We start from the raw sequence: 23,165 nt of genomic DNA, 5'->3' as shown, positions 1-23,165 counted from the left end.
CCTCCCCACAGACACTCGCTAAACTATATTAGTTGCATGTTGTCAACCAGATACGCATCAAATCATGCAATTTGACGCTTCTGGCTGCAATATAATCAAATCATTTGGTCCATATATACATCTTCAAACACAAATCACGCCATTTCCACCATCTTATTTTGACAGGCGTGTTACAAAGGATACAGATTTGGCCGATCTTTCGCCTTATTCGTTAAAAACCTCAGTACCTACCTCAAGTTACAGCCGCAGGATTACGCCAGCGGAAACCGCGATCTGATACAAAAGCCCCATAACATCTTTTGCAAGCTGGAAATGCTTTGTTTGCACTCTTGGCAACACAAATATTTCATCTCCGGCCTTGAGCTTTGTACGCCGGCTGTCGAGATCACGCTTGTCCAGCTTGTCAAACGTACCATCCCTGTGCAGCACGAGCACGTTGGCACTGCCGCGCGCCTGAACAAAACCACCTGCCAGATCGATATAATCCTGTGGGGTGCGCTTGTCTTCAAACGCCATGGCGCTTGGGAACAAAACATCACCATGCACCATCACAAGGCTGCTTGTACGTGGGATGCGGATAATGTCACCTGATTCTAACAGAAGATCCTGCTGAACCTTGGCAGTGCCACCAAGCGCCACCTGCCCGCGTGGTTCAATATCTTTCGCGCGCTCAACCCATTGCATCACAAGCTCTGCTTCACGCTGGCGCAGAGACGCCTCTTCCTGCGTGTGAGAGCGCGCTGTCAAAACACTGCTTTCAAGGGCCTGCAACTGTGCGAGCAGCATTTCCTTCTGCCGTAACTTGACACTTTTCCTGAACAGCTGGATCGCATCACGCTCAGCATCAGGTGAAAACTTAATCTGCTCCAATAGTTCAGAAAGTCGAGCACCATAAGGCAGAATATATTCCTGCCGGCTGAGGTGTTCACCTTCCACACGCACAGCAATGGTGCCAGGAAGTTTGTCGGATGTCGCCTCAACCACATCACCAGCTTCAACAAACAGGCCATCAACTGCCTCGAGGGAATAATAGTCGACCTCTTCCTTACGGCGATTGTTCCTGTGTATCCGGATATGGGTCGCTTTAGACGTAGGGTGCGCCAGCTCAAGCACATCTGTAAGGTTCACCCGGTCACGGTCAAATTCAAACACAAAGGGGTTTTGCACAAGCCCCAGTACACCGATTTGGGACTGAACGTTTTTGACCAGAAGCGTGTCTCCGTCAAAGAGCTGCATGGACGGCAAGCGCCCCTCGAGGATGAAATCATATAGGTTGATTGTCTGAACAACGTCGCCCTGGCGCAACAGCTCAAGCGCGATGTAACTGCCACGCCGCGGGTCAATCCCGCCAGCAAGGTCCAGAAACCGCAAAACGCTGTCTGACGAATGCCCTGCATATAGCCCGGGCTGGTTCACAAAACCGGTAACAAAAACCTTAACGGGCTCAGCATCCGCAAGGGATGCGTATACGCCGACATTGGTTTTAAAGACGGTCTGAACGGCCTTGGTTACTCGCTCGTTTACATCAGCGTTCCTGACACCACGGAGCGGCACCGGGCCCACCTTGGGCAGGAAGATATTGCCCTGATTGTCGACGATAACAGCGCCCTGAAACTCAAAACCACCCCAAAGCTGGATGGTGATCTGGTCGCCTGTCGATATCTTGTAGTTCGGGTTAAAGCCGGTGAACTGCTGCTGCGAAAACTCGCCATCAAAAACCCACTGACCAAAAACCCGGTGCTGCTCTGTCGTTACCGTCTTTTCCAAACGCGCCGGAGTTGCCTCCTGGCTTACCGTTGCCATCTGAGCCTGCGCCGCCAACGCGCAAAACATCATCAGGCCTACCGCCACAATCGCCCTTTTCATCAGAGGCAACATCGTTCGTACCATTTCCGTTCCGTTCAGCAAGTTAGACATCGCGGTGCTCCCTCACGGTCGCAACAACAAGTGCTGCAATACCATAGGTCAGTGTCAGCACCACAAAAATAGTCAATAAGATATATCCCCGCCGCGGGAAGGAAGCTTCCTCGGGCATTGTCGGGCGCTGCACTACAACAAGGTGTTTGAGCTTGCGGTAGGCGTCTACCTTGGTTTTCTCAAGTGTTGCAAAGGCAATTTTGTAAATCTCGGTCGCAAACTTCAGCTTCAGCTCAAGCTCCTGATAGTCAAGGTTCACTTCACCAATCGTTTTTTCGTCCGTCGAATTCACGGTCAACTTACCCTGCTCAGACGCGAGCTGCTCTTCAATCGCATCAATACGGGCACGCACCGCGACCACTTCGGAGGCGTTTTCATTCAGGTAGCTCTTGAGCACCTTCTCTTCTGCACGCAATTGCACGAGACGCGACCGGAGGGAGGTCATCACCTGCTGGAAGGCCTGCCCCTCTGCCTGCGGGCTAAGGGTCTGGTATTTGGACTGAAACGCCAGCAACTCACGCTGGGCGAGCTGCACATCGGCTTTGGCTCGATCCAGCTCATGCTCAACGAACTTGATCTCCTGCGTTGCGATCTCCTGGCCAACCTTGTTGATAAAGGCTTCGCCTTCAACCAGCATCTCTTTGGTCAGCGCCAGTGAAAATTCACGCGAGAACCCTTGCGCCCGCACACTCAGAATGCCAGACAACGGGTCAAGCTCAAGCATGACATGCTTGCGGTAATAGTCGAGAAAATCCTCTTCCGAAGCACCAGACCCAAGGCCGGAATAGAAATCCGTCAAATCCGAAGTATAGTGCCCCCTGAGGTCAAGCCGTTCGTCAAGGATCGTCAGCAGATCATGGGAGCGCAGGTAGTTTTGCAACAGGGCCATGTCACTCGTGCCAGACGACGTGCCGGTAAGCATGGACAAGGCACTCATACCGTCACCGCCTTGTTCCTTCACCGATTTTACATAAACCTTGGCTTCAGGAGCATAGCGATCTGCCGCGATGAGCATGTAATAAAGAAAACAGATACCCCAAATCACAATAACCCAGAAATAGGGCCTTTGCGATCTCAGAAAGCCAGCAATGCCGCCTACGGATGGTGCCTTTAAATTCACGAGCGTTCCCTGCGCCTGTCCCTATTCAGCTTTTTCAGCCGTTTCAGGTGCGTTTGCATTAATTTCCTTGAACGCCTCGATAGCATCTTGGCGGTCATCGTACAATCTACCCGTGCCGTTATGAAGCACCAGCACATGAGAGAAAGACTTCTTGATCTCAGCGGGGTTTTTGGTAGCAAGCACCGCCGTCGATTGTTCCCTCTGTTCCAAAAACGCGTCTTTCATCTTCTTACGCGTTTCAAAAGTGAAGAAGGTGGGCATACCGTCCAACAACATTATATCGAATGAGAAGCACAAGCTCAGCGCGTAGCCGATTGCCCGCTTTTCGTCCTGCCTGAGTGTGCCCGACGGGCGGTTAAGCTGCTGGTCGAAACCAGTCAGCTCTCGCACGCGGTTCTCAACCGCCTCAAAATCACGCTCCCCAAGAACCCGGCACAAGAAGCGGATATTCTGATGCGTCGACATCATCTTCTCATAATGCATCTGCCCAAACGGCCACGACGTGGTGCCCTGCCTGCGAATTGTGCCCTTGTTCGGATGCGAGAGCCCACCGATCATTTTCAGTAGGCTCGAAAGCCCGGACCCCCCCGCACCCAGAATGGCCAGATCGCCGCCGCCAGGAAAATGAAAGGAAAGATCGCGGATGAGGATACGCCGGGATACCTTGGTGGAATATATCTTGGTGATGTTTTCAACCGTTATCATGGCGCGGAAATCCGGCGCCAACGCAGGCGATAGCTAGACATGGCAATAGCCCAAAGCCCGATCAGCCACTTTGCATAATACTCAAGATCCAGAACAGGACTGGTGTAATGCGCGAACCACATTTCCCGGATCATTTCCATCGGATGCACCAGCGGGTTATACGCCATCCAGGTCTGATACGGTTCCGGAATGATAGTCATTGGAAAGAACACCGCTGACAGGAACAGGAGCGGCAGGTTGATAAGCCCGGTGATCTTGTCCATTTCCTTCGCATAAGACCCGACCACACAAAAGATGATCCCCATGCCAAAGCCAAAAGCCTGAATGAGGAACAAACCGCATAGGGTCTCTAAAATCCTGTCCGGCACCGGGTCAAAACCAAACCATGCCAGCCCGCATGCGATCACGACGAGCGCCAGAAGTGCTGTCACCGTAGTGAGCAGAATACGCGCCAGCATCATATCAAACAGGCTAACCTGTCTGAAAAGCGTGAAGGGGTTCATTGCATTCGCGGCTTTTGAACAGCCTTGAAGCGTTTGGGAAAACAGAACCTTGAAAGGCAGGAAAGAGGCAAGGATAAAAAGCGGCGGGTCAATAAAACCAAACTCACCACGGCCACGTGCGCCAAAGATGATGATAAAAACCATGATCATCATGATGGGCTCCAGAAGTGCCCAAACGACCCCTAGCTTATAGGCACCATATTTGCGGTACATTTCACGGACAGACAACGCGTAAACAACGCCGGACTGCACCGCGAGAGCAGACCGGGCCTCAGACCCAAACCGGCGTCGCTCTCGCGTAATCAATCTTAGTCTCCGTGTTTGTAGATACCTGCGTAACGGCCGTCCTTATCAACGGCGACGAGGAATTTAACCTCATCCGCCCGCATGGTGCTTTCCGCCTCGTCGACAATGACCGACTTCTGGATAATGGAAAACTCTTTGCTCATACACTGGTGTGCGGCAACTTCGCGCACCCGGCGTGTTACGCGAAGGGCGACACCAAGCTGACCCTTGGTCACAACACCGATAGGCTTGCGGTCATCGTCCACCACAACAGCAACGCCCGCGGGCCCGCCGGCCATCTCGGCCGCCAGTTCCAGCAGAACCATACTTGGCGGCACAGTAGGTACACTTGAGGTCAGCATCACGTCTTCCACTTTCATCAGCAGGCGGCGGCCAAGCGACCCGCCCGGATGATAGCGCGCAAAATCTTTTGCATGGAAATCACGAAGCGACATCAGTGAGATGGCCAGCGCATCCCCAATTGCCACCGTCACCACGATAGATGTGGTTGGCACCAGATTGTTGGGGCACACTTCCTCAGCGATCGGGATTTCAAGCACAACATCGGACGCACGACCAAGGGTCGAAGACTTGGCGCCGGTGATGCTGATGATCTTGTTACCGAAGGTCTTAAGGGAAGGAAGGAGCTGGACAATTTCCTGCGTTTCGCCGGAGTAGGAAATCAGAAGCAAGGTGTCATCTGCTGTCACCATGCCCAGGTCACCATGGGAGGCCTCGGCGGGGTGCAGAAAGAAAGACGGTGTGCCGGTCGATGCGAGTGTCGCAGAAATTTTGCGTGCAACGTGACCAGACTTGCCCATACCAATTACGATCAGGTGGCCCCGCGTCTGCAGCGCAACCCTGATAGCTTCCTTGTATGAGCCTTCATCATAGCTCTGAGACAGACGCTCAAGCGCCTGACCTTGCTTCAAGAAGCCAGAAGCTATGTTGTCCAAAGTATCACTTAAGTCGGCCTTCACACTGTTTGGAAGGTCGAAAATATTCTCTTGAGCTTTACGCTCGTCCGCCGTGCTTTTCATTAAAATTCCCCAAAGCTACGTCGCTTATTATTGATTGCCGCACTCCAAACATCTGATTAAAAACAGAAATATGGCTTTTTTTTGCGGGTATACAAGAATCACCTGTGAAAATTCGCGGAAAGCTATCACAACCGATTCACATTCACAATAAACCTCTATGGTCCAAGATAAATTATCGATATGGAACGACTGATAGTCACGTTACCCCCTGTCCAGCCTAAACTTCAGTAAAGTCACTTTAATAAGCCAAAGTATGATAGGCCCATTTGGGCTATAATACATACCTATAATTTATTTTAGTGCCTCTAGGCCTTTGGATTCTTTAGTGTTTGATAACAAGCTACTTGAAACAGAACGTTCGGCATAAGTGGTATCCCGATGACCACCGAGCTACATAAAAGCACCTTAACGAAACATGAACAACGGGAACAGCGTTGGGCGCTTTCCCCTCTATACACCCAATTGCCCCGTATAGTTTAAAAAGAAATTGAACCCATAATGCGGCTTTGCTACCCCATGACGGTATAAGGCCGAGCCGTACGGTAGGCTCGCATGAACAGGGAATGCAGAATACCATGGTCGACGAGCCTTCTTCCGCGCAGACCCGCAGGCCCTCTGCTTCCCCGCGCACCATCCTGTTCCTGCAGGGTCTGGCGACGCCGTTTTTCGCGACCCTGTCTGACCTGCTCGTTAAGCAGGGACACAAAGTACATCGGGTGCATTATTGCGGTGGGGACCAGCTTTTCAGGGGTACGTCGCACAAAAACCTTCATCACCATGCCTATCGTGGCAAGCCTGAAGGTTTGACAGATTTCTATCGCACGTTGATGATGGAACATGGTGTCGACACGGTGCTATTGTTTGGTGATTGCCGCCCGGTTCACGCGGTGATGCGCCCGCTAGCAGAAGCATACGGCGCGACCCTTTATGTGTTTGAGGAAGGCTATATCCGGCCCGGCTGGGTAACCATGGAATCCTTTGGCACCAACGGTTTTTCCCGCATGCCCCATACTGTTGCAGGTGTGGTCAAACTCCTGAACGCCGCACCGGCAAAAACACGCTGCCCTTTGCCTCCCGTAGCCACCGATATGCGCCGCCGGGCCCTTATGGATATCGCAGCCCACGGCGCCAATATCATGCAGAAATACCGCTTCCCGCATTACCGCACACACCGTCCGGCCACACTGGGCGAAGAGGCTTTGGGCTGGATAAAACGCGGTATTGCAGCTGTGCGCTTTGGCAGCGCTAATAAGCGCGCTATCACGCGGTTCGAGGCGGGAGACACACCCTTTTTCCTCGCCCCCCTTCAGCTCAACAGCGACTATCAGATCCGTGAACATTCGCGCTTTTCAGGCATGGTGGAATTTATTGAAGAGGTCATGGCTTCTTTTGCGAAACATGCGCCAAAGGACTGCCACCTGTTCTTCAAGAACCATCCGCTTGATAACGGCATGATAGATTATCGAGGCATTATCGCGCGCAGCGCCGCACAGCACGGCATTGAAGACCGCATCGGCTTTGCAGCGGGTGGCGACCTCGCGCTCCTGCTGCAGAAAGCGCGCGGCGTTGTGCTTGTTAATAGCACCGTTGGTTTCAAGGCACTTTCGCTTGGCCGACCTATGAAAGTGCTTGGCCGCGCGGTTTATGACGTTGAGGGCCTTACCGACCCACAGCCGCTTGATAGCTTCTGGCAAAACCCGCATCAGCCACAACAAAGGCTTGCAGATGAATTCCTCACCGTTGTAGAGAACTATACGCAAGTCAGAGGGGACCTGTTTTCAAAAACCGGTATCACGCTCGCGGCACAAGAGGCCGTAAAAGTGATCACTGGCGAAAAACCTCGCTTGCCTCAAAAATGACCCTGTGCGCAGCCACATTGAGCACAACCTATAACTCCAGCATGGATAACCGGCGCTTGCGGCAATGTTTTTAACACTTCCCACACTCACGGGCCTTTTGGCCCTCGCGGTTATCCCTTTCCTGCTTGAGCGGTATGTGGTGATTGGCTTTAAGGAGCCGCCGGCCAAGCGCCGCGCGCTTTATTATCTCGGCACACCTATTACATCGCTTCTGGTTTACATCAGCTTCGCAGTACTTCTCGGGCACCCCATCATCGCGTTTGCGGGCTGGTTGCTGGTTTACGGTGGGTTCACCATCGTCTCGAATCTCAAGAATGGTGTGCTGGGCGAACCGCTTGTCGCCCACGACCTTGAAACTGCCCGCCACCTGTTCATCTACCCCGAATTTTATGTGGACTATGTGGGCAGCACGCGGCTGCTCACGGTGGTTGGCACCTTCATCACCGCTATCGTCGTCAGCTATATTTTCGAGCCGTCTTTTGCTGGCATGCAAAGCGTATTGCCGTCTTGGACCGCATGGGCGCTTGGGCTCATATCATGGACCCTTGCAATGGCCGTGGCGGGCAAACTTCTGGGCAGCTTCCTGAGCCCAGAACGGGCGCGGCGCATGGGATTCACCTTCGATATCAATACCGACGTTGCGCGCTTCGGTCACTTCCCGCTCATGCTGTTTTATGCGGTGATGCTGATGAACAAGGAGCGTAGTGCCGTACTGAGCGTGAAGCACAAGCCCCTCACTCACCCAGGCACCGGCGTTGGCACAGCCCCAGACATTATCGCCATGCAAGCGGAAAGCTATTTTGACGTGGACAGGCTCTATCACCTGATCCCCGGATATGAAAACCACGGGTGGCAACAATTGAACAGCCTACGCACCGCAGGGGCCGCCACAGGGCCACTCAGAGTGCCCGCGTGGGGTGCGTCCACAATGCAAAGCGAGTTTGCGTTCCTGAGCGGCACAGACAACGCCGCCCTCGGCATTGATCGCATCAACCCCTATCAGCGCGCCGCCTACACAGGCGTTGAAACGCTGGCAACACGGCTTAGGGCTGCGGGTTATCACACCGTTTGTGTGCACCCTGCCAAAAAAGAATTTTTTCGCCGCAGCACTGTGATCCCCAAACTGGGATTCAGCGAATTTGTCGGTATTGAAGCATTTGAAAATGCCGCACGTTTTGGGCCTTATGTGAGCGACAAGGCACTGGGCGACGAGATGGAAGCCATCATCACTCGCCATAAAGCCAATAGTGACAAGCCACTGTTTCTGTTCGCCATCACCATTGAAAGCCATGGTCCGTGGGATGCCGGGCGACTAGAGGGCTGGCTTGATGAAGAAGCGCTTGAAGTGGCGGACCCAAGCCGCGACCGGCCCTTCGCGCTTTTCCGCAGACATATGGACAATGTGCTGGAGCTTTTCGCGCGCCTTGGCCCACAAGCCAAGCTTGAGACGAACGATCGCCCGCGCGTGCTGGCGCTATATGGCGATCATCAACCTGCATGCCATGAGCTGTTTGCCCGCCACGGGTTTGAGGACCGCGATGTGGATTATATCCTGTGGTCCAGCCGGGGCGCTATGACGCAACCCGGCCCGATGGCGGTGCATGACCTTGGCGAAGCGGCGCTCAAGGAAGCAGGTTTTAAAGGTCTGGCTTAACCCCATCCTCAGCTTTGCAGCAGCCCGATAATTTCCTCCCGCGCGCTGCGGGTTTCGGGCATATCGAGCATCACCCAGCAGTGGAACATCTCCCCAATCTGGCGGAAGCTGTGTTTCACATCTGCCTCAGCCAGCTTGCTGACAAACTTGCGCGCATCCGGCAGCAAAATGTCGCGCGTGCCAATCATGACATGGCAGGCCGGTAGGCCTTCCAGCGTGCCAAAGGTAGGGCTGACGCGTGGGTCGCGCACATCCACCTCACCCGCATAACATTTCCCGGCTTCCTTGAGGCCAACGGGCGTGAGCCATGGGTCAACCTTATCCAGTTCCGCGATCGACTTGTTCTCCATCGTGACATCAAGCCAGGGGGATATGAGAATAAGCTGGCGAATGCTGGTGCTGCCCTTCTCCTTCACTTGCTCCGCCGCCATGGCAACGGCAAGGCCTGCGCCAGCGCTGTCACCAATCACGTGCATGTGGAAATCACCGAGGTTTTCCTCAATCTCCGCATACACCTTCTGCACAAACGGCAGTGTGGTTTCCACCGTATATTCGGGCGCCAGCGGGTAAATCGGCACGGTAACCTGCGAATGGGTACGAGCGGCCAGATGTGCCGCAAACTCCCACTGCTGCGGCAAAATTTCCCCCACATAGGCGCCACCATGCAAATAAAACAGGTGCTGACGCATGGAGGTGCTTTTTTCCTTCAATGTGAAAACGGGGAAACCATCAACCTCACGCTCAGTAATGGTGAAATGCTCATAAAGCTTTTTGGGTGGCTGGTATTTGTCTGAGGCACGGCGCTTTTTCAGGTCTTTATAGAACCCTTCAACCGTGGCGCGGTTGCGTTTCTTGCCCATGAGTTTCAACATGAAAACCCAGTATTTACTCTTAAAGCTCGCCATATATCCCCCGATAAGTACTTACGAATTTCAACCCTGTTGCTTTGAATATTAGATACGCAATTCTAACAGCAAGTTAACGCAATACGTGCAAATTGGGAAAAATGAAATAGCCACAAACCGTTATAACCAGATTGTCAGCGTGCCTGAATTTTAAAATTTTAGGGAAAACACATCAGTTTTCCCGCATCTCGCGCAGGTAAACCGGCAGGTCGGTGGCTATGGGCTTGATGGGAATCTGGTTCAGCATGTCGCCTACAAAACCCCGGTGATACTGGGTGTGGGTGGCGAGGTGCAGGAGCATCTCGGCCCGCGTCATGATGCCCTGCCCGCCATCAACAAAATCAAACGTGATCATCTCGCCAAGCGCAGCCTCGCTCAGCCCCTCGGCATAAGTCACATACCATGCGTCCAACGCCTTCTGTTTTTGCCACAACTCCGCCACAGGCGGGCAATGCCCCGTATTGCGGCCCGTATAGCCATGTTGTGTGCCGGTGAGATGAGCACGAAAGATATCATCAATCACATACACGTGGTTGAGGGTATAGGCGATGGAGCGGAAGTGGGTTTTGCGCGCCTTGGTGACCTCATCCTCAGGGGCACCCAGCACTACTTCATACGTGCGCGCGTTGGCCCATGCCCGGTAGCGCGTCATCATCACCACAGTCTCTTTCAGGCTCATTTTCTCTCCTCGCTTTAATGTCCGACACAAAAAAGGCCGGGAAGAACCCCAGCCTTTTCAATTTTTGCATATCCCGGCGCAATCCTATATCCCGCCGCCGGTGGTAAAGCCCGGCGCGCTCAGGTAGCCGTTCTTCTCCAGATACTCGATGATCTTGTCGGCGCAGTCTTCCGCACTCATCTCGTCTGTTTTCACGTGAATATCAGGCTCACACGGTGCTTCATAAGGGCTGTCATAGCCGGTGAAGTTTTTGATCTCGCCCGCCTTGGCTTTCTTATAAAGCCCTTTCGGATCGCGGGATGCGCACACCTCAATCGGCGTGTCGACAAACACTTCAACAAACTCACCTTCGTCCACGAGGCCGCGCACCATGTCGCGTTCTGCCCGGAAGGGAGAGATGAAGCTGGTCATTACCATCAGGCCCGCATCGATCATCAGTTTCGAGACTTCACCCACACGGCGGATGTTTTCAACCCGGTCGGCGTCTGTAAAGCCAAGGTCGTGGTTGAGGCCGTGGCGTACGTTGTCGCCGTCCAGCACATAGGTGTGGCGGCCGCGTGCGAACAGGCGCTTCTCAATGATGTTTGCGATGGTCGATTTGCCCGAACCTGAAAGCCCTGTGAACCACAAAATTGCAGGGCGCTGGTGTTTCATCTCGGCCCGCGCGACCTTATTTACATCAAGCGCCTGCCAATGGATGTTGGACGCACGGCGAAGCGCAAAGTCAATCATGCCCACACCAACGGTCGTGTTGGTTAACCGGTCAATGATGATGAACGCACCAGTTTCTCGGTTGTCGGCATAAGGGTCAAACGCGATACGGCGATCGAGCGAGATATTGCATATGCCGATCTCGTTGAGGTCAAGCTGCTTCGCGGCTGTATGCTCAAGCGTGTTCACATTGACCTTGTATTTGAGGTCTGTCACCTGTCCTGGCACCAGCTTGCCTGCGGTTTTGAACAGGTACGGCCTGCCTGGCAGCATCTGCTCCGCCGCCATCCAAATGATTTTAGCTTCAAACTGGTCAGCTACTTCGGGTGGGAAGTCCTTGCCCGCGATCACATCACCGCGGGAGATATCGATCTCATCCTCAAGCGTGATGGTCACAGCTTCGCCTGCAACACCTTCATCCAACTCGCCGTCATAGGTGACGATGGATTTCACACGGCTGACCTCAGCGCTTGGCAATACCTTGACCTCATCACCTGGTTTGATGGTGCCGCCGGCGATGGTGCCGGAGAAGCCGCGAAAATCCAGGTTCGGGCGGTTCACCCACTGCACCGGCAGCCGGAACGGCGCATCGGCGCGGACGTCATCCACCTTCACGGTCTCAAGGTGGTGCATCAGCGTCGGGCCTTTGTACCAAGCCGTCTTCTCGGATTTGGTGAGGATATTGTCCCCCCGAAGCGCCGAAAGCGGGATGGGGGTGATATCAGTAAAGCCGAAGTCTTTCGCGAACTCGCGGTACTCGGCCTCGATATCATTGAGAACCTGTTCGCTATAGTCCACTAGGTCCATCTTGTTTACGGCCAGCACGATATGCTTGATACCAAGAAGCGACGCGATGAAGCTGTGGCGGCGGGTTTGGGTGAGCACACCCTTGCGCGCGTCAATCAGCAATATCGCGAGATCAGCCGTTGAGGCCCCCGTCGCCATGTTGCGGGTATATTGCTCGTGGCCCGGTGTATCGGCCACGATGAACTTGCGTTTGTCGGTAGAGAAAAAGCGGTAAGCCACATCGATGGTGATGCCTTGCTCGCGCTCGGCAGCTAAACCGTCCACCAGAAGCGCGAAGTCAATCTCCTGCCCCTGTGTGCCCATCTTTTTACTATCGCTCTCAAGCGCGGATAACTGGTCTTCAAAGATCAGCTTGCTATCATACAGAAGCCGCCCGATGAGCGTGGATTTACCGTCATCAACGCTGCCGCAGGTAATGAACCGCAGCATGGATTTTTCTTCCTGCGCCTTGAGATACGCGGTGATGTCTTCAGCAATGAGGTCTGACTGGTGCGACATTAGAAGTACCCCTCTTGCTTTTTCTTTTCCATGGAAGCGGCGCTGTCATGGTCGATCACCCGGCCCTGACGCTCGCTTGATTTGGTAAGCAGCATTTCCTGAATGACATCCTCAAGCGTATCGGCGCTTGATTCCACCGCACCCGTCAGCGGGTAACAACCAAGGGTACGGAAACGCACCATCTTCATCTCAGGCTCTTCGCCTGGGTTGAGCGGCAGGCGCTCGTCATCCACCATGATCAGTTGGCCGTCACGCTTCACCACCGGGCGTTCTTTGGCCAGGTAAAGCGGCACAATGGGGATGCTTTCAAGGTGGATATATTGCCAGATGTCCAGCTCCGTCCAGTTGGAGAGCGGGAACACGCGGATGCTTTCGCCCTTGGCTTTGCGGGTGTTGTAAAGGCTCCAGAGCTCGGGGCGCTGGTTCTTCGGGTCCCACCTGTGCTGGGCAGACCGGAAGGAGAAAATACGTTCTTTCGCGCGGGATTTTTCCTCATCCCGCCGCGCGCCACCAAAGGCTGCGTCAAAACCGTACCGGTCCAGCGCCTGCTTGAGGCCCTGTGTTTTCATTACGTCCGTATGGTAGGCAGAGCCGTGAGTGAACGGGCCAACACCCTCGCGCACACCGTCTTCATTGATGTGCACAATCAGCTCCAGGCCTAGGTCTTTGGTGAGCCGGTCACGAAATTCGATCATCTCCCGGAATTTCCACGTGGTGTCCACATGCATCACGGGAAAGGGCGGCAAGCTTGGGTAAAACGCTTTCATCGCCAAGTGCAGCATTACCGCACTATCCTTGCCGATGGAATAGAGCATGACGGGGTTATCAGCCTCTGCCGCAACCTCGCGCATGATCTGAATGCTCTCCGCTTCCAGACGTTTCAGATGAGTAAGCGTTTTTGTCATGAAATCCGCACCAAACTTATAATTTTCACCGCTGTAGTCCACAGGGTTTTAAAGATGGGGTGGGTTTAGCGCAAGCGGAAGAAGAAAGGGAAATTATTTTTTCTATTTAAGGGGAAAAGCGCGCCTTAGTTAGAAATATTTTCCACACTAAGGCGCTATATTTTGGAAATTTCAGCCCTGATCACCCCCCAAAGGATAATCAGAGCCTAAATTTCAAAGCTTGGCTCTGGCGTGCGCCACCCGGCACCATACCGCGCTTCTGAGACAGCCTCCGGGTCAAATGGTGCTTTAAACCGCTCACCTTTGAACTCAATCTCGCTTAGCGGCAGGAAAATATCCGCCCGCTCTGGTACCACTACAAGGCGGGTATGCGGCCAGTAAATGGTGTCATCCTTAAGCCCAAGCACGAAGATATCAATGGTAATGTCCCCCCGCTTGCAGTGAATAAGCGGTGAGCGACGCGTTGGCGCGGAGCATGGCACCCCATTCTCATTCAGAAACACCACGATACGGTCGCGCTCATCCACCAGGTCCTCCGGGTCTTCGCAGTCAATAACGATGGCCGTATCGAGGTCATCATCATGCGGGATAAAGTCTTTTTCCCGGATCGCACCCAGAAGCGTGCCATATAGCAGAAACGGCTCAAATCCAGCCCTTTCCATCGCGTCCCGGTAATCCACAAGCAGCTTCATGATCTTGGCTTCGTTCCGCTCGCGCAGCGGCACGTTCATACCGTGTTTGGTAAACAGCATGCGGCGGGAATGGTTGATCTGTTCCGCCACGTCTTCTGACCCTTTAAGAAGGGCTGAAAGCGCAGGGCGGCTGTATTTACCAACCATCTTGGCGGTCGACCGTGCCGCAAACTTACACCGGTAAACCGTGTACAGCTTGCCAATCATACGACCGTAGCCTCTCGTCAAGTGGCCCCCAACAAGCATATCAATCATCTGCCGCGCGCCCATCACATGGCGGAACGTCGCGCCGTGGTCATAAACCGTGGTCCAGTTTTGCTTATCAGTGCTGAGCGCCACCTGCAAAAACATGGTGCCGCCGCCCAAAAGCTTGCTGCGATTCCAGAATTGCACACGGGAAACTGTGGTCTCTTCTTCAAGTTCGATCGTCTTGGTGGAAACTGGCCCCTGCAAATTGAGGCCATATGACTCGGTATCAACAAATGCCGCGCGATCATGATGAAACTTCATGACCTTGCCGCCAAATGCTTGCGCCAGCGTTTCGCCGTCATCGCCGGTGTAAACCCTGAGGCCACCAAGGCCTTTGCAATTCACCCCGACAGTACGCACACGAATATAGCGAGCGTGGGCGGGTGCGATACGCACATCCTGCGAAGTCTCTGGTGTGCCGCCAAAATCTCGTACGCTGGAGATCGCGATATCAAACGCATCAAGGAGCTTGCGGGCGATCTCTATCCGTTCGTCTTTAATCCGCTCAATCAAACGCTTGTCCCGGCCTGGCATCAGGCGCTTGGCAAGCCTCCACTTGAACGCGCGCCACTTGCCTTTCGGCGGATTTGCGCGGCGGAAATGCTTCACCTTGCCCACATCCTGAAGCAGACAGCTCAGCCGCCCGAGCGCAGAGGACACCAGTTCTTCATACTCGCCTTGTCGCTCAGGAGCACAAAGCACGTGAAGCGCCTCAACATCATCCAGCGCCCGCTGCAACCTACCGTCAATGAACGCCCGCAGATGTGAATGAGGGTGATAGAGGTCATGTTGCTCACCGTTCGCATCTTCAGCAAAAATACGTAGCGAGTTTGTACGTGTGATGTTTCGGTCCATGCGATGGTAGAAATAGAGATGGCTAACCTTCACCCTGCTTGGGAACTCTGCCCGCCACCAGGGTTGGGCCTCCCGCTTACTGTGAATATTGGGGCCAAACACCCCGCTATTAACAGCAGCGTAGGGGTCCGCGCGCTTTTCATGGCAAGTGCTTTGTGTACAAACCGCATGCTGGGAAACATCCTGCAAACGGGGTTCTCCCTCCACCTTCCCAATAAAGCGGGCAGCGGCGAAATTCAGGATCTCGGGGTTCTCGCGACACAACTGAAACGTGAATGCCTGGAAGTCACCTTCCACTGGCAGGGAAATCGGCGTAAGTGCCGAACCAAGCGAGACAATTTCGCCCGGAAATACCTCTTTCAGCTTCGGGCGCTCACGGCGCATAGAGAAACGAGTGCACACCTCGCGTGTATGGCTGAGGGTGTCAGAATAGTGTTTACCCGGCTTATTCATACTCAAAATATACTCCGCCCCGCTTGACAGTTTGGCCTGCCTCAGCCTTACCGGCAAACCGAAATGGTTTTCCGCGATGAATGGATGAGGGAGATGTCAGGCACTTGTCGCTTGGGTGTTCTTGGTTTTATCAAACGTCTTTTGTTACATTTTTATTTACACAAAATTGCATTTTCTTTACAAGTCCTGATAGAAATACCTTTTTAACGTACGCCACACAATAATTATTGGATAATTTGTTTAATCATGAAACGCGTCATCACATTCGGCACTTACGATCTTCTGCACGTTGGTCATATCCGCCTTCTCAAGCGCGCAGCTGCGCTCGGTGATCACTTGACGGTGGGCATTTCCAGTGACGAACTGAACATAAACAAAAAGGGCCGTGGACCCGTTTATACGACAGCGGAGCGACTGGAGATCATCAGCGCGCTTGATTGTGTTGATGAGGTATTTGTTGAGCATTCACTTGAAGCCAAGGGCGACTATATCAAGGAACACGAAGCTGATATCCTTGTGATGGGGGACGACTGGGCTGGCAAGTTTGATATGTTCAACACCTTGTGCGACGTAGTCTACTTGCCGCGCACCGAAGGCATTTCCACAACATATCTGATCAGCAGCATTTCTGACGTCGGCAAAAAGGTCGCAAAAGCGGGTTAAGCCTTCAGGCTGCCCTCGCTTGCTCTCCTGCCTTCTTCCGTGCATTTTCAAGCTTTGAGCGCACGCCCGGTTCCGGCGTAAGTGCAAGGCCTTCATCTGCGCGTCTGAGGGCTTCATCAGCCTGCCCCCGTTCCAGTGCAATCTGTGCAAGCTGAAGCTCGATCGCCGGGCTGCTTCCGTGGTTTTCCCGCAGCTTGGTCAAAATTCTCTGCGCTTTTTCCAGCTTGCCAAGCACCTGTAGAATACTGGCAAAGAGCTTTACATTGCGGGGCTTCCTGTTGCCCATTTCCCGGAAGTAGATCACAGCAGCCGAACGTGCTTCTTCATATCGCTTTTTGCCATAAAACAGGTTGGCGAGGCGGAAGTAAAAATCCGGGTCCGGTGCCATCCACACCTCTTCAGGCGCTTCAAGAAAACGCGCGAGGCATGCGGAGGCAGCATCAAGCGCGTCGGCTGCCAACAAAGCCCTGATCACCAGCTCAAAAGGCGCGGCCGCCCCGCCTGCTTTTTCAAAAACATTCATTGCTGCCCGCACCCGCGCTTGCGGGTCCACATGGGTTTCAACAGCTGGCTCTACCGGCTTATGCAAAAAAGCCAACAGCTTAGGTCGTTGATGCTTCGTGGTGCCCTCGACAGCAGGAACAGCATGTGGTTTGGCAAACGCCACAATATCCTGCACCCAATCAGGTGCGCTTGCTTCCTGCCCTAGCGCTACCTTCCCTATATTGCTCACGGGCGTGAGACCAACGTCCGAACACAGTTGATAATATTCTTTAAGTCGCGCGGCATAGGTGTCCTTGAACTCTTCAAGGCGAGCAGCTGAAAGCCGGGTATGCACCAGCTCTTCAAGGTTGTCGCCCGTCACCTCATTGAGCGCGCAATTGGGGATACCGTAATGCTCGGTCAACTCTCGCACACGCAAATCATCGTAGACAAAAAGCGAGGGCCTTGAGGCCTGCAGCGCCACAACACCACCATGAAAACGATCTCCAAAATAGAAATCATGCTCCGCTGCAAACTGGCGCCACGCCCGTGCATCGCGGAAATGCCAGCTGCCTTCAAACGCAGGGGCCACTGCTCCGTGGGCAGCCAGATAGTCGTTCAGGGTTATCTGGTCGCACTGCCCTGTTGCGTCGTCATACAGACCGTCAATATCCTTCAGTTCATGATAGCTGTAGATATCGTTCTGGAACACATAGCTGGTGCGGTACTGTGCCGCGAGGTTACGTAGAAACTGAACGCGCGCATCCTGAAACCCGAACAGGTGACGAAGGCCCATATAACCGGCAGATAGCACACGAGCGTCAACCCCCAGGTTCGCCGCCTTAATGTTAAGAATATTCTGGGGATAGACATAAAGGCTCGGGCACCCAAGTGCGACCGCGTTTTCGCAGCCGATACGGTGCAGAAAAGCTTCCGTTTCAGCGCCGCGCACCCCAACAAGACGCGCTTTTTTATTGAGAAGTTTGAGAAACTCAACCATCGCCGGGACAAGCCTGCTCTCGTCCTCAATGGGTTCCTGCATACCCATGCCAAAAACATAAAGCGGTATAGGCATCTGATCGACAATCTCACACAGCCGCTCCATATGCTCCTGCTGCGCTTCTTCCCGCCCCGGTGGTGGCGGGGCAATCATATTGGCGAAGGAGAAAACAACAGCATCAAAGTTATCCCGCAACAACTGCTGATACTTCTCTGCGCTGCCTTTGCATTCCTTATAAAAAACGTGTTCAATGCCCGACATACAGCTTTTGCCACGCTTCACCTCAAAGCTTTTCGCCACCGCTTCGTTGTGCACAATATTGCCAACGTTCAGGGTGGTTGCCTTCACATCATTGTGCAGCCGCTCAATTGAGGTAAAGGCCCTGAGCGGCAGGGACGCCTTATATTTCAAGGCCGCGCCGTTGGGGGCAACGCCAAAATTACCAGGGTGAAATAGCACACGCTGTGTCATCACATTATCTACAACTGGCCGAGCTGAACCGACACCCACATCCGGCCAGCGTTGATGCCAAGCGTCACGTCCGGCGCCTGTCTCTCAGGCTTCGGTACAGGCTCAGGCTATTAGATCTGTATGACAGTAGCGTTGCAGATGCTGACTTAAGCTGCGTAGGCTTTGAGGAATGCTTTGGCGCCGTCGTTCTCACCATCAAGTGACAAGGCCTGCTGTGCTGCTTCCCGGGCTTGCGGCATCAGGTCCAGCCGCTTGAGTGTGTGGGCAAGCCCCACATACGCATCAACATAGTTGGGGTTGAGCTGAATGGCCTTCTCAAGGCAGGCCCGCGCCAGCCTCGGATGGTTATGAGAGGCATATACCGCCGCTTTTTCACGCTCGGACCGTGCGACGCAAAGGCGCTGCTTCACCCGGTCCGGCATCGGCGTTGCCCGCATGATTGGCGCATATTTGGCGTCGGTCTTCTTCTCAAAGGCGAGATAAAGCTGCGCGGCCTCGATCAGGTCATTGTGCTGGAAAAAGCCAGCAAGCTTCTTATAGGCCGCTTCCGTATGCCGGGCTTGGTCGTAGTCACCACGAAGGCGTGCCATGCTTTCCTTGAAAAGCGTATCATCATAGGTCAGCTCACCCTCGCCGCTGTCTGGCCCCTTGCCGTCCAGCACCATCTGGTGAAGCCGCTTGTCTATCGGGCTGCGGTCATACACTTCTTCCGCCGTCAGGCCTTCAAGGTCTGCGCTGTTTTTGGAAACGCGGTAACGCCCTTCCACAGGCGGTATGCCCATCAGTTTGGTGATCGGGGCAGAGTGTTCCGTCAGCTTCTCAGTTGCGCACAAGAAGCGGAATTGACGCAGGATATAAGCCAACTTGTCTTCCGAGAAGTCCGCCCCCGTTTCGGGGTGCAAACGACGGAAAAACTTGAACAATTCCCGTGACACGCTGTTGGGTCGCCAGGTTTCAAAATAATCACGCGCGGAAATCGTGCGGCCTTCACCGCGAATAACACTCAAGTGATATTTATACTGGGATACAAAGTGCGTGAACGGGTCGCGCAGCACAGTGAAAAGCCCGGCGTTATTGTCCGGTAGGCAGGCAAGAACCCTGTGGTTAACATGGTGGCCAAATACAAAGCGGTATTGGCTGCGCGCCTCTGGGCTAAGTTCTTCCCACAGTGGCTGGCCTTCAAAGAACAGTTTCTGCGCCGGGTGGTTGCCATAACCAAAATAAACATCTTCCCCCAAATGATTGAAGATATGGTGCATGACCGTGGTGCCACCGGTTTTTGCAACATGATATCCAACAATCAACATAAGGTCTCTTTCCTCACCTGGGAACTCACTGCCTGTTTGCGCTCACATGTTTATGTTCAGCGAAACAATGCCTCGGCCAAATAACGGGTTTTACGAATAAAGCCAAGCGCGCCTGAGGCTTTTTTGCCGCCACTTTCAGCGGCCTCTTTTGCGATGGCAGCAACGATACCTTCAGCGCTTGTGCTTTGCCCACTGGGCCAGGCAACATACCGGCCGTAAACACATAAAAGCGCATACACCAGCCCATCAAGCGGCACGTCACGCCCGCGCCGGGGCTCATCCGCAATCATGTCTGTTGTCAGCCCCCAGCCCGCATAAAACGGCATGCCGTAGGTGGTGACATCCACGCCTCGCAAAAGCGCTTCAAACCCCGTGAGGCTGGTCATGGTGTGCACACTGTCAACCGCCTCAAGGCAGTCGATGATATCAGCGTCCCTGATCGTTTCGTTAAAACAACGATCCCAGACATCCTTGGGCACAGCGCCTTCCCGGTTACCGCTCACCACATCCGGGTGCGGTTTATAGACGATATAAGCCTCTGGCTCACTGGCCCGCACAGCTTCAAGAAGCGCCGCGTTCGTACGTATAATCGGGGAGCCAAAGTTGATGGAGGCATCAGCTTCAACCTGACCGGGCACCAGGATGACCTTGCGGCCTTCGGCCCGAGCCCTGAAGTCAACAGCGCCCCGCTCACCCACATTATATTTGCTGACACGCGACGCGAGAATGCTTTCCCTCAGCCCAGCGCCGCGCGCCAGATCGGAACGGTCAAACTCATGCGTTTTCAGGAAATGCTCAAGATCACTAGGCGCTGAGCCATCATAATAGATGCCGCGCTGATCGAGCACGAGGGAGCTTGGCCGCCTGAGGTCTGACCCCAGCCCGACAGAGCGCAGGAAACCATCTTCCATGCGCCAGACCGGTATGTCTTCAGGCACAGCTTCCAGTATGTCATCAAACTTGCGGCCCCATACCATGACGCTATCGCCAGCCTGAAACTCAAATGTCTTAACCGCCGCGGGTTTAATGAAGGTGACCTCGCCAGCAGCCTCACCAAAAAAGCGGTGCACAAACTTGCGCTTCCAGAAGGAAAAGCCAACCGCAACGGCGCGTTTGCCGCGCGGGCGGGCAAGTTGGCGCTCAGCCACCAGGAGGTCAAGGATGCGTTCCATCTCCACCCGCTCACCGGTGAACGGGTCAAGGTAGCGACTGTAGACGATGAAGGCCGCCGCAAACAGTTCTTCAAGTGTGCGGTTGGCGATGCGTGCCTCACAAAGCTGCCGGTCGTGCGTGAGGCCCCAGCCAGCATAAAACGGCAAACCAAAACAGCTCACCTTTTTGCCTGCGATCAGCCCTTCAAGCCCCATCTGGGAGGTCACCACATATACATGATCGACCCGCTCAATCAGCCCCACTGGCGCCACATCTTCCGCCACAAAAATCACACGGTCGTAGGTGCGCTCAATATCAAAATGGCCCTTCTTGGTGCCCGCCAGCACGTCGGGGTGGATCTTCACAATCACAAGCGCTGTGGGGTTTTCCTCAAGGGCGGTGTTCATCATGTCAATGAACATGTCATCCGACGCCATGCCATGCATGATGGACTTGTCGCCATAGGTCTGGTCAACCACCAGCACCTTCGGCCCCTTGAAGGCAGCCAGCTTTTCTTCAAGCTCAGCTGATATATCAAATGGTGCCTGGTTATATTTGGAAACGCGCCAGCGCTTCATGCGCGCCATGGCGTCCCGCGCGCGCTTGAGCAACTCATCTGTGATCCAGTCGTCCCGGTTCAGCAGCGCTTCCAGATCGCTGGGCGTGTGCGCGTCATAATAGATGCCGCTTTTATCAACAACGAGCGACAGCCGCCTTTTGTCTACTGACGGATGGCTCAGATATCCAAGGAAACCATCTTCAAGCCGCCAGTATTCAAGCCCGTTTTTCTTCGCGTATGCCCTTGCCTTTTCAGTATTTTCCTTCTGGCCCCAACCGACAACAACGTCGCCCTCGCGTGCACCAGACAGGCCTTTTTTAACCGGCACCCCAAGTAGGTTTGGCATCATCGGGTCTGCGGCGATACCGGGGGATGAGGTCAGCGCGCGGCCACCCGTATCAGTGCTCTTTTCCTGGCTAACATCTTCGTTCATGCGCCCGCTCCAAGCAAAGAACGCACGGCCACAAGGTCCGCCTCGGTATCAACACCGTGAGGCGGCGCTTCAGATGTTTCCGCAACCCGGATGGTCAGCCCATGATGCAGCGCCCGCAGTTGCTCAAGTGCTTCTATTTCTTCCACCTCAGCGGGGTTGAGAGCTGTCAGCCGCTTGAGCGTATCCACTTTATAGGCATAAATGCCGATATGGCGCTGGTAGGCGTATTTATTCACGTCCGGTACATCCGCGCCCCGCATATACGGGATAACACTGCGCGAAAAATAGCGCGCATAACCAAACACGTCAGATACCACTTTCACAATATTGGGGTTCAGTACATCATCAGTGCTGGTGATACGGGTGCTTGCGGTCGCCATATCGGCGCGCCCGTCAGCCGCCAGCCCTTCGCCCACAAGCGCAATCAGCGCGGATGGGATAAGGGGCTCATCACCCTGCACATTCACCACAATCTCGTCATCCGCCCAGCCAAAGGTATCCGCCACTTCCGCGATGCGGTCCGTGCCCGAAGCGTGGTCCGCGCGTGTCATCACACCCTGCCCGCCAAAGGCTTTTACTGCTTTCAGGATACGGTCATCATCCGCTGCAATATATACATCTGCCATTGGCGCGGCCTCGCAGGCCCTGTCCCACACATGGGCAATCATCGGTTTGCCTGCAATGTCGGCCAGCGGCTTGCCCGGCAGCCGTGTTGAAGCATACCGTGCGGGGATGACAATTTTCATTGCACCAGCACCCTGGTTTCGCCTTCAGCTGCATCCCTCAGGCTGGCGCCAAGTTTGCCCGCCAGATGCTCACACGCTTCGCGCACGGCTCCCATACCGCCTGAACGCGCGGTAATAAAGTGCGCCAAGGCTTTCACATCATCCACAGCGTTCGCGGGCGCTATCGCGTACCCACAGGCTGCCATGGCGGCCATGTCGATCAGGTCATCTCCCATGAAGGCAACCTGATCAAGCGGGAGATCAAGCTCCGCACACAGCTCAGCCAATGCCCGAACCTTGTCCGCGCATCTGAGCCTGCGGTGCGTTATGCCAAGGTCGTCCAGCCTTCGCTCAAGCGGGCTACTGGTACGGCCGGAAATGACAGCCAGTTCCACACCCAGTTTGTGCAACAGCTTGAGGCCAAGCCCGTCGTGCGCATGGAAGGCTTTGCTCTCTTCCCCATGGGCTGCGTAATAAAGCCGCCCATCGGTCAGCACACCGTCTACATCCAGCACAAAAAGGCGGATCGTCATTG

18 protein-coding genes are annotated in these 23,165 nt (G+C 54.3%); 3 read left to right on the top strand and 15 right to left on the bottom strand.

Annotation, left to right across the window (positions count from 1 at the left end):
* Positions 1 to 237: 237 nt before the first annotated feature.
* From ACOOGA_RS14175 to ACOOGA_RS14155, 5 genes are read right to left on the bottom strand one after another with little or no spacing between them, the layout of a single operon-like run.
* Entirely contained in the window at positions 238 to 1,917 is a 1,680-nt protein-coding gene (locus ACOOGA_RS14175) for a polysaccharide biosynthesis/export family protein (protein WP_417462894.1), read from the bottom strand.
* The gene (locus tag ACOOGA_RS14170; protein ID WP_417462893.1) at positions 1,910 to 3,037 is read right to left on the bottom strand and encodes a hypothetical protein; all 1,128 of its coding nucleotides are present in this window, start codon (positions 3,035 to 3,037) and stop codon (positions 1,910 to 1,912) included. The genes ACOOGA_RS14175 and ACOOGA_RS14170 overlap by 8 nt, the downstream gene beginning before the upstream one ends.
* A 21-nt stretch (positions 3,038 to 3,058) precedes the next feature.
* On the bottom strand, positions 3,059 to 3,742 hold the full coding sequence (locus ACOOGA_RS14165) for an ATP-binding cassette domain-containing protein (RefSeq protein ID WP_417462892.1): 684 nt from the start codon (positions 3,740 to 3,742) through the stop codon (positions 3,059 to 3,061).
* Entirely contained in the window at positions 3,739 to 4,551 is an 813-nt protein-coding gene (locus ACOOGA_RS14160) for an ABC transporter permease (protein WP_417462891.1), read from the bottom strand. The genes ACOOGA_RS14165 and ACOOGA_RS14160 overlap by 4 nt, the downstream gene beginning before the upstream one ends.
* Before the next feature lie 2 nt (positions 4,552 to 4,553).
* Positions 4,554 to 5,570, bottom strand: a complete 1,017-nt coding sequence (locus tag ACOOGA_RS14155; RefSeq protein ID WP_417462890.1) for a KpsF/GutQ family sugar-phosphate isomerase — start codon at positions 5,568 to 5,570, stop codon at positions 4,554 to 4,556.
* Between the two features lie 575 nt (positions 5,571 to 6,145).
* Here ACOOGA_RS14155 and ACOOGA_RS14150 point away from each other — a divergent pair.
* Together ACOOGA_RS14150 and ACOOGA_RS14145 are read left to right on the top strand one after the other, a co-directional pair.
* A complete protein-coding gene (locus ACOOGA_RS14150) occupies positions 6,146 to 7,429 on the top strand; it encodes a capsule biosynthesis protein (RefSeq protein WP_417462889.1) in 1,284 nt (427 codons plus the stop codon).
* A 64-nt stretch (positions 7,430 to 7,493) separates the two neighbouring features.
* Positions 7,494 to 9,083 carry an LTA synthase family protein gene (locus ACOOGA_RS14145; protein WP_417462888.1) on the top strand — a complete coding sequence of 530 codons (1,590 nt, stop codon included), beginning with the start codon at positions 7,494 to 7,496 and terminating at the stop codon, positions 9,081 to 9,083.
* 8 nt (positions 9,084 to 9,091) lie between these two features.
* Here the strand turns inward: ACOOGA_RS14145 and ACOOGA_RS14140 are convergent, their stop codons facing one another.
* The 5 genes from ACOOGA_RS14140 to ACOOGA_RS14120 form a co-directional block, all read right to left on the bottom strand.
* A complete protein-coding gene (locus ACOOGA_RS14140; RefSeq protein WP_417462887.1) occupies positions 9,092 to 9,988 on the bottom strand; it encodes an alpha/beta hydrolase fold domain-containing protein in 897 nt (298 codons plus the stop codon).
* A 172-nt stretch (positions 9,989 to 10,160) separates the two neighbouring features.
* Positions 10,161 to 10,667, bottom strand: coding sequence for a DinB family protein (locus tag ACOOGA_RS14135; protein ID WP_417462886.1), 507 nt, complete (start codon positions 10,665 to 10,667; stop codon positions 10,161 to 10,163).
* An 84-nt stretch (positions 10,668 to 10,751) separates the two neighbouring features.
* Positions 10,752 to 12,683 (bottom strand): sulfate adenylyltransferase subunit CysN, encoded by a 1,932-nt coding sequence (gene cysN, locus ACOOGA_RS14130; RefSeq protein ID WP_417462885.1) that lies wholly within the window; start codon positions 12,681 to 12,683, stop codon positions 10,752 to 10,754.
* A complete protein-coding gene (gene cysD, locus ACOOGA_RS14125; RefSeq protein ID WP_417462884.1) occupies positions 12,683 to 13,588 on the bottom strand; it encodes a sulfate adenylyltransferase subunit CysD in 906 nt (301 codons plus the stop codon). Before cysD ends, cysN begins: the two co-directional genes overlap by 1 nt.
* A gap of 206 nt (positions 13,589 to 13,794) precedes the next feature.
* Positions 13,795 to 15,837: a LicD family protein gene (locus ACOOGA_RS14120; RefSeq protein ID WP_417462895.1), complete on the bottom strand. Its 2,043-nt coding sequence runs from the start codon at positions 15,835 to 15,837 to the stop codon at positions 13,795 to 13,797.
* Positions 15,838 to 16,083: 246 nt separating this feature from the next.
* Here ACOOGA_RS14120 and ACOOGA_RS14115 point away from each other — a divergent pair, with 246 nt between their 5' ends.
* Entirely contained in the window at positions 16,084 to 16,500 is a 417-nt protein-coding gene (locus tag ACOOGA_RS14115) for an adenylyltransferase/cytidyltransferase family protein (RefSeq protein ID WP_417462883.1), read from the top strand.
* Between the two features lie 4 nt (positions 16,501 to 16,504).
* On the opposite strand, the gene ACOOGA_RS14110 is transcribed toward ACOOGA_RS14115, so the two are convergent.
* The 5 genes from ACOOGA_RS14110 to ACOOGA_RS14090 form a co-directional block, all read right to left on the bottom strand.
* Positions 16,505 to 18,454: a polysaccharide pyruvyl transferase family protein gene (locus tag ACOOGA_RS14110; protein WP_417462882.1), complete on the bottom strand. Its 1,950-nt coding sequence runs from the start codon at positions 18,452 to 18,454 to the stop codon at positions 16,505 to 16,507.
* A 146-nt stretch (positions 18,455 to 18,600) separates the two neighbouring features.
* Complete coding sequence (locus ACOOGA_RS14105; RefSeq protein ID WP_417462881.1) at positions 18,601 to 19,761, bottom strand: tetratricopeptide repeat protein; 1,161 nt, start codon at positions 19,759 to 19,761, stop codon at positions 18,601 to 18,603.
* A gap of 56 nt (positions 19,762 to 19,817) precedes the next feature.
* Positions 19,818 to 21,905: a capsular polysaccharide biosynthesis protein gene (locus tag ACOOGA_RS14100; RefSeq protein WP_417462880.1), complete on the bottom strand. Its 2,088-nt coding sequence runs from the start codon at positions 21,903 to 21,905 to the stop codon at positions 19,818 to 19,820.
* Positions 21,902 to 22,651: a 3-deoxy-manno-octulosonate cytidylyltransferase gene (gene kdsB, locus ACOOGA_RS14095; RefSeq protein ID WP_417462879.1), complete on the bottom strand. Its 750-nt coding sequence runs from the start codon at positions 22,649 to 22,651 to the stop codon at positions 21,902 to 21,904. The genes ACOOGA_RS14100 and kdsB overlap by 4 nt, the downstream gene beginning before the upstream one ends.
* Positions 22,648 to 23,163, bottom strand: coding sequence for a KdsC family phosphatase (locus ACOOGA_RS14090; RefSeq protein ID WP_417462878.1), 516 nt, complete (start codon positions 23,161 to 23,163; stop codon positions 22,648 to 22,650). Before ACOOGA_RS14090 ends, kdsB begins: the two co-directional genes overlap by 4 nt.
* Between the last annotated feature and the right edge of the window lie 2 nt (positions 23,164 to 23,165).

Source organism: Kordiimonas sp. (genome assembly GCF_965216265.1).
Classification (GTDB): Bacteria; Pseudomonadota; Alphaproteobacteria; order Sphingomonadales; family Kordiimonadaceae; genus Kordiimonas.
The sequence above is the reverse complement of the archived record's forward strand: the minus strand, read 5'-3'. Positions and strand labels throughout refer to the sequence as shown.

Coding starts and splice junctions, on each gene's coding strand:
- ACOOGA_RS14175 (WP_417462894.1), bottom strand. CDS start 1,917: ATGTCTAACTTGCTGAACGGAACGGAAATGGTACGAACGATGTTGCCT.
- ACOOGA_RS14165 (WP_417462892.1), bottom strand. CDS start 3,742: ATGATAACGGTTGAAAACATCACCAAGATATATTCCACCAAGGTATCC.
- ACOOGA_RS14155 (WP_417462890.1), bottom strand. CDS start 5,570: ATGAAAAGCACGGCGGACGAGCGTAAAGCTCAAGAGAATATTTTCGAC.
- ACOOGA_RS14150 (WP_417462889.1), top strand. CDS start 6,146: ATGGTCGACGAGCCTTCTTCCGCGCAGACCCGCAGGCCCTCTGCTTCC.
- ACOOGA_RS14145 (WP_417462888.1), top strand. CDS start 7,494: ATGTTTTTAACACTTCCCACACTCACGGGCCTTTTGGCCCTCGCGGTT.
- ACOOGA_RS14140 (WP_417462887.1), bottom strand. CDS start 9,988: ATGGCGAGCTTTAAGAGTAAATACTGGGTTTTCATGTTGAAACTCATG.
- ACOOGA_RS14135 (WP_417462886.1), bottom strand. CDS start 10,667: ATGAGCCTGAAAGAGACTGTGGTGATGATGACGCGCTACCGGGCATGG.
- cysN (WP_417462885.1), bottom strand. CDS start 12,683: ATGTCGCACCAGTCAGACCTCATTGCTGAAGACATCACCGCGTATCTC.
- cysD (WP_417462884.1), bottom strand. CDS start 13,588: ATGACAAAAACGCTTACTCATCTGAAACGTCTGGAAGCGGAGAGCATT.
- ACOOGA_RS14120 (WP_417462895.1), bottom strand. CDS start 15,837: ATGAATAAGCCGGGTAAACACTATTCTGACACCCTCAGCCATACACGC.
- ACOOGA_RS14115 (WP_417462883.1), top strand. CDS start 16,084: ATGAAACGCGTCATCACATTCGGCACTTACGATCTTCTGCACGTTGGT.
- ACOOGA_RS14110 (WP_417462882.1), bottom strand. CDS start 18,454: ATGACACAGCGTGTGCTATTTCACCCTGGTAATTTTGGCGTTGCCCCC.
- ACOOGA_RS14105 (WP_417462881.1), bottom strand. CDS start 19,761: ATGTTGATTGTTGGATATCATGTTGCAAAAACCGGTGGCACCACGGTC.
- ACOOGA_RS14100 (WP_417462880.1), bottom strand. CDS start 21,905: ATGAACGAAGATGTTAGCCAGGAAAAGAGCACTGATACGGGTGGCCGC.
- kdsB (WP_417462879.1), bottom strand. CDS start 22,651: ATGAAAATTGTCATCCCCGCACGGTATGCTTCAACACGGCTGCCGGGC.
- ACOOGA_RS14090 (WP_417462878.1), bottom strand. CDS start 23,163: ATGACGATCCGCCTTTTTGTGCTGGATGTAGACGGTGTGCTGACCGAT.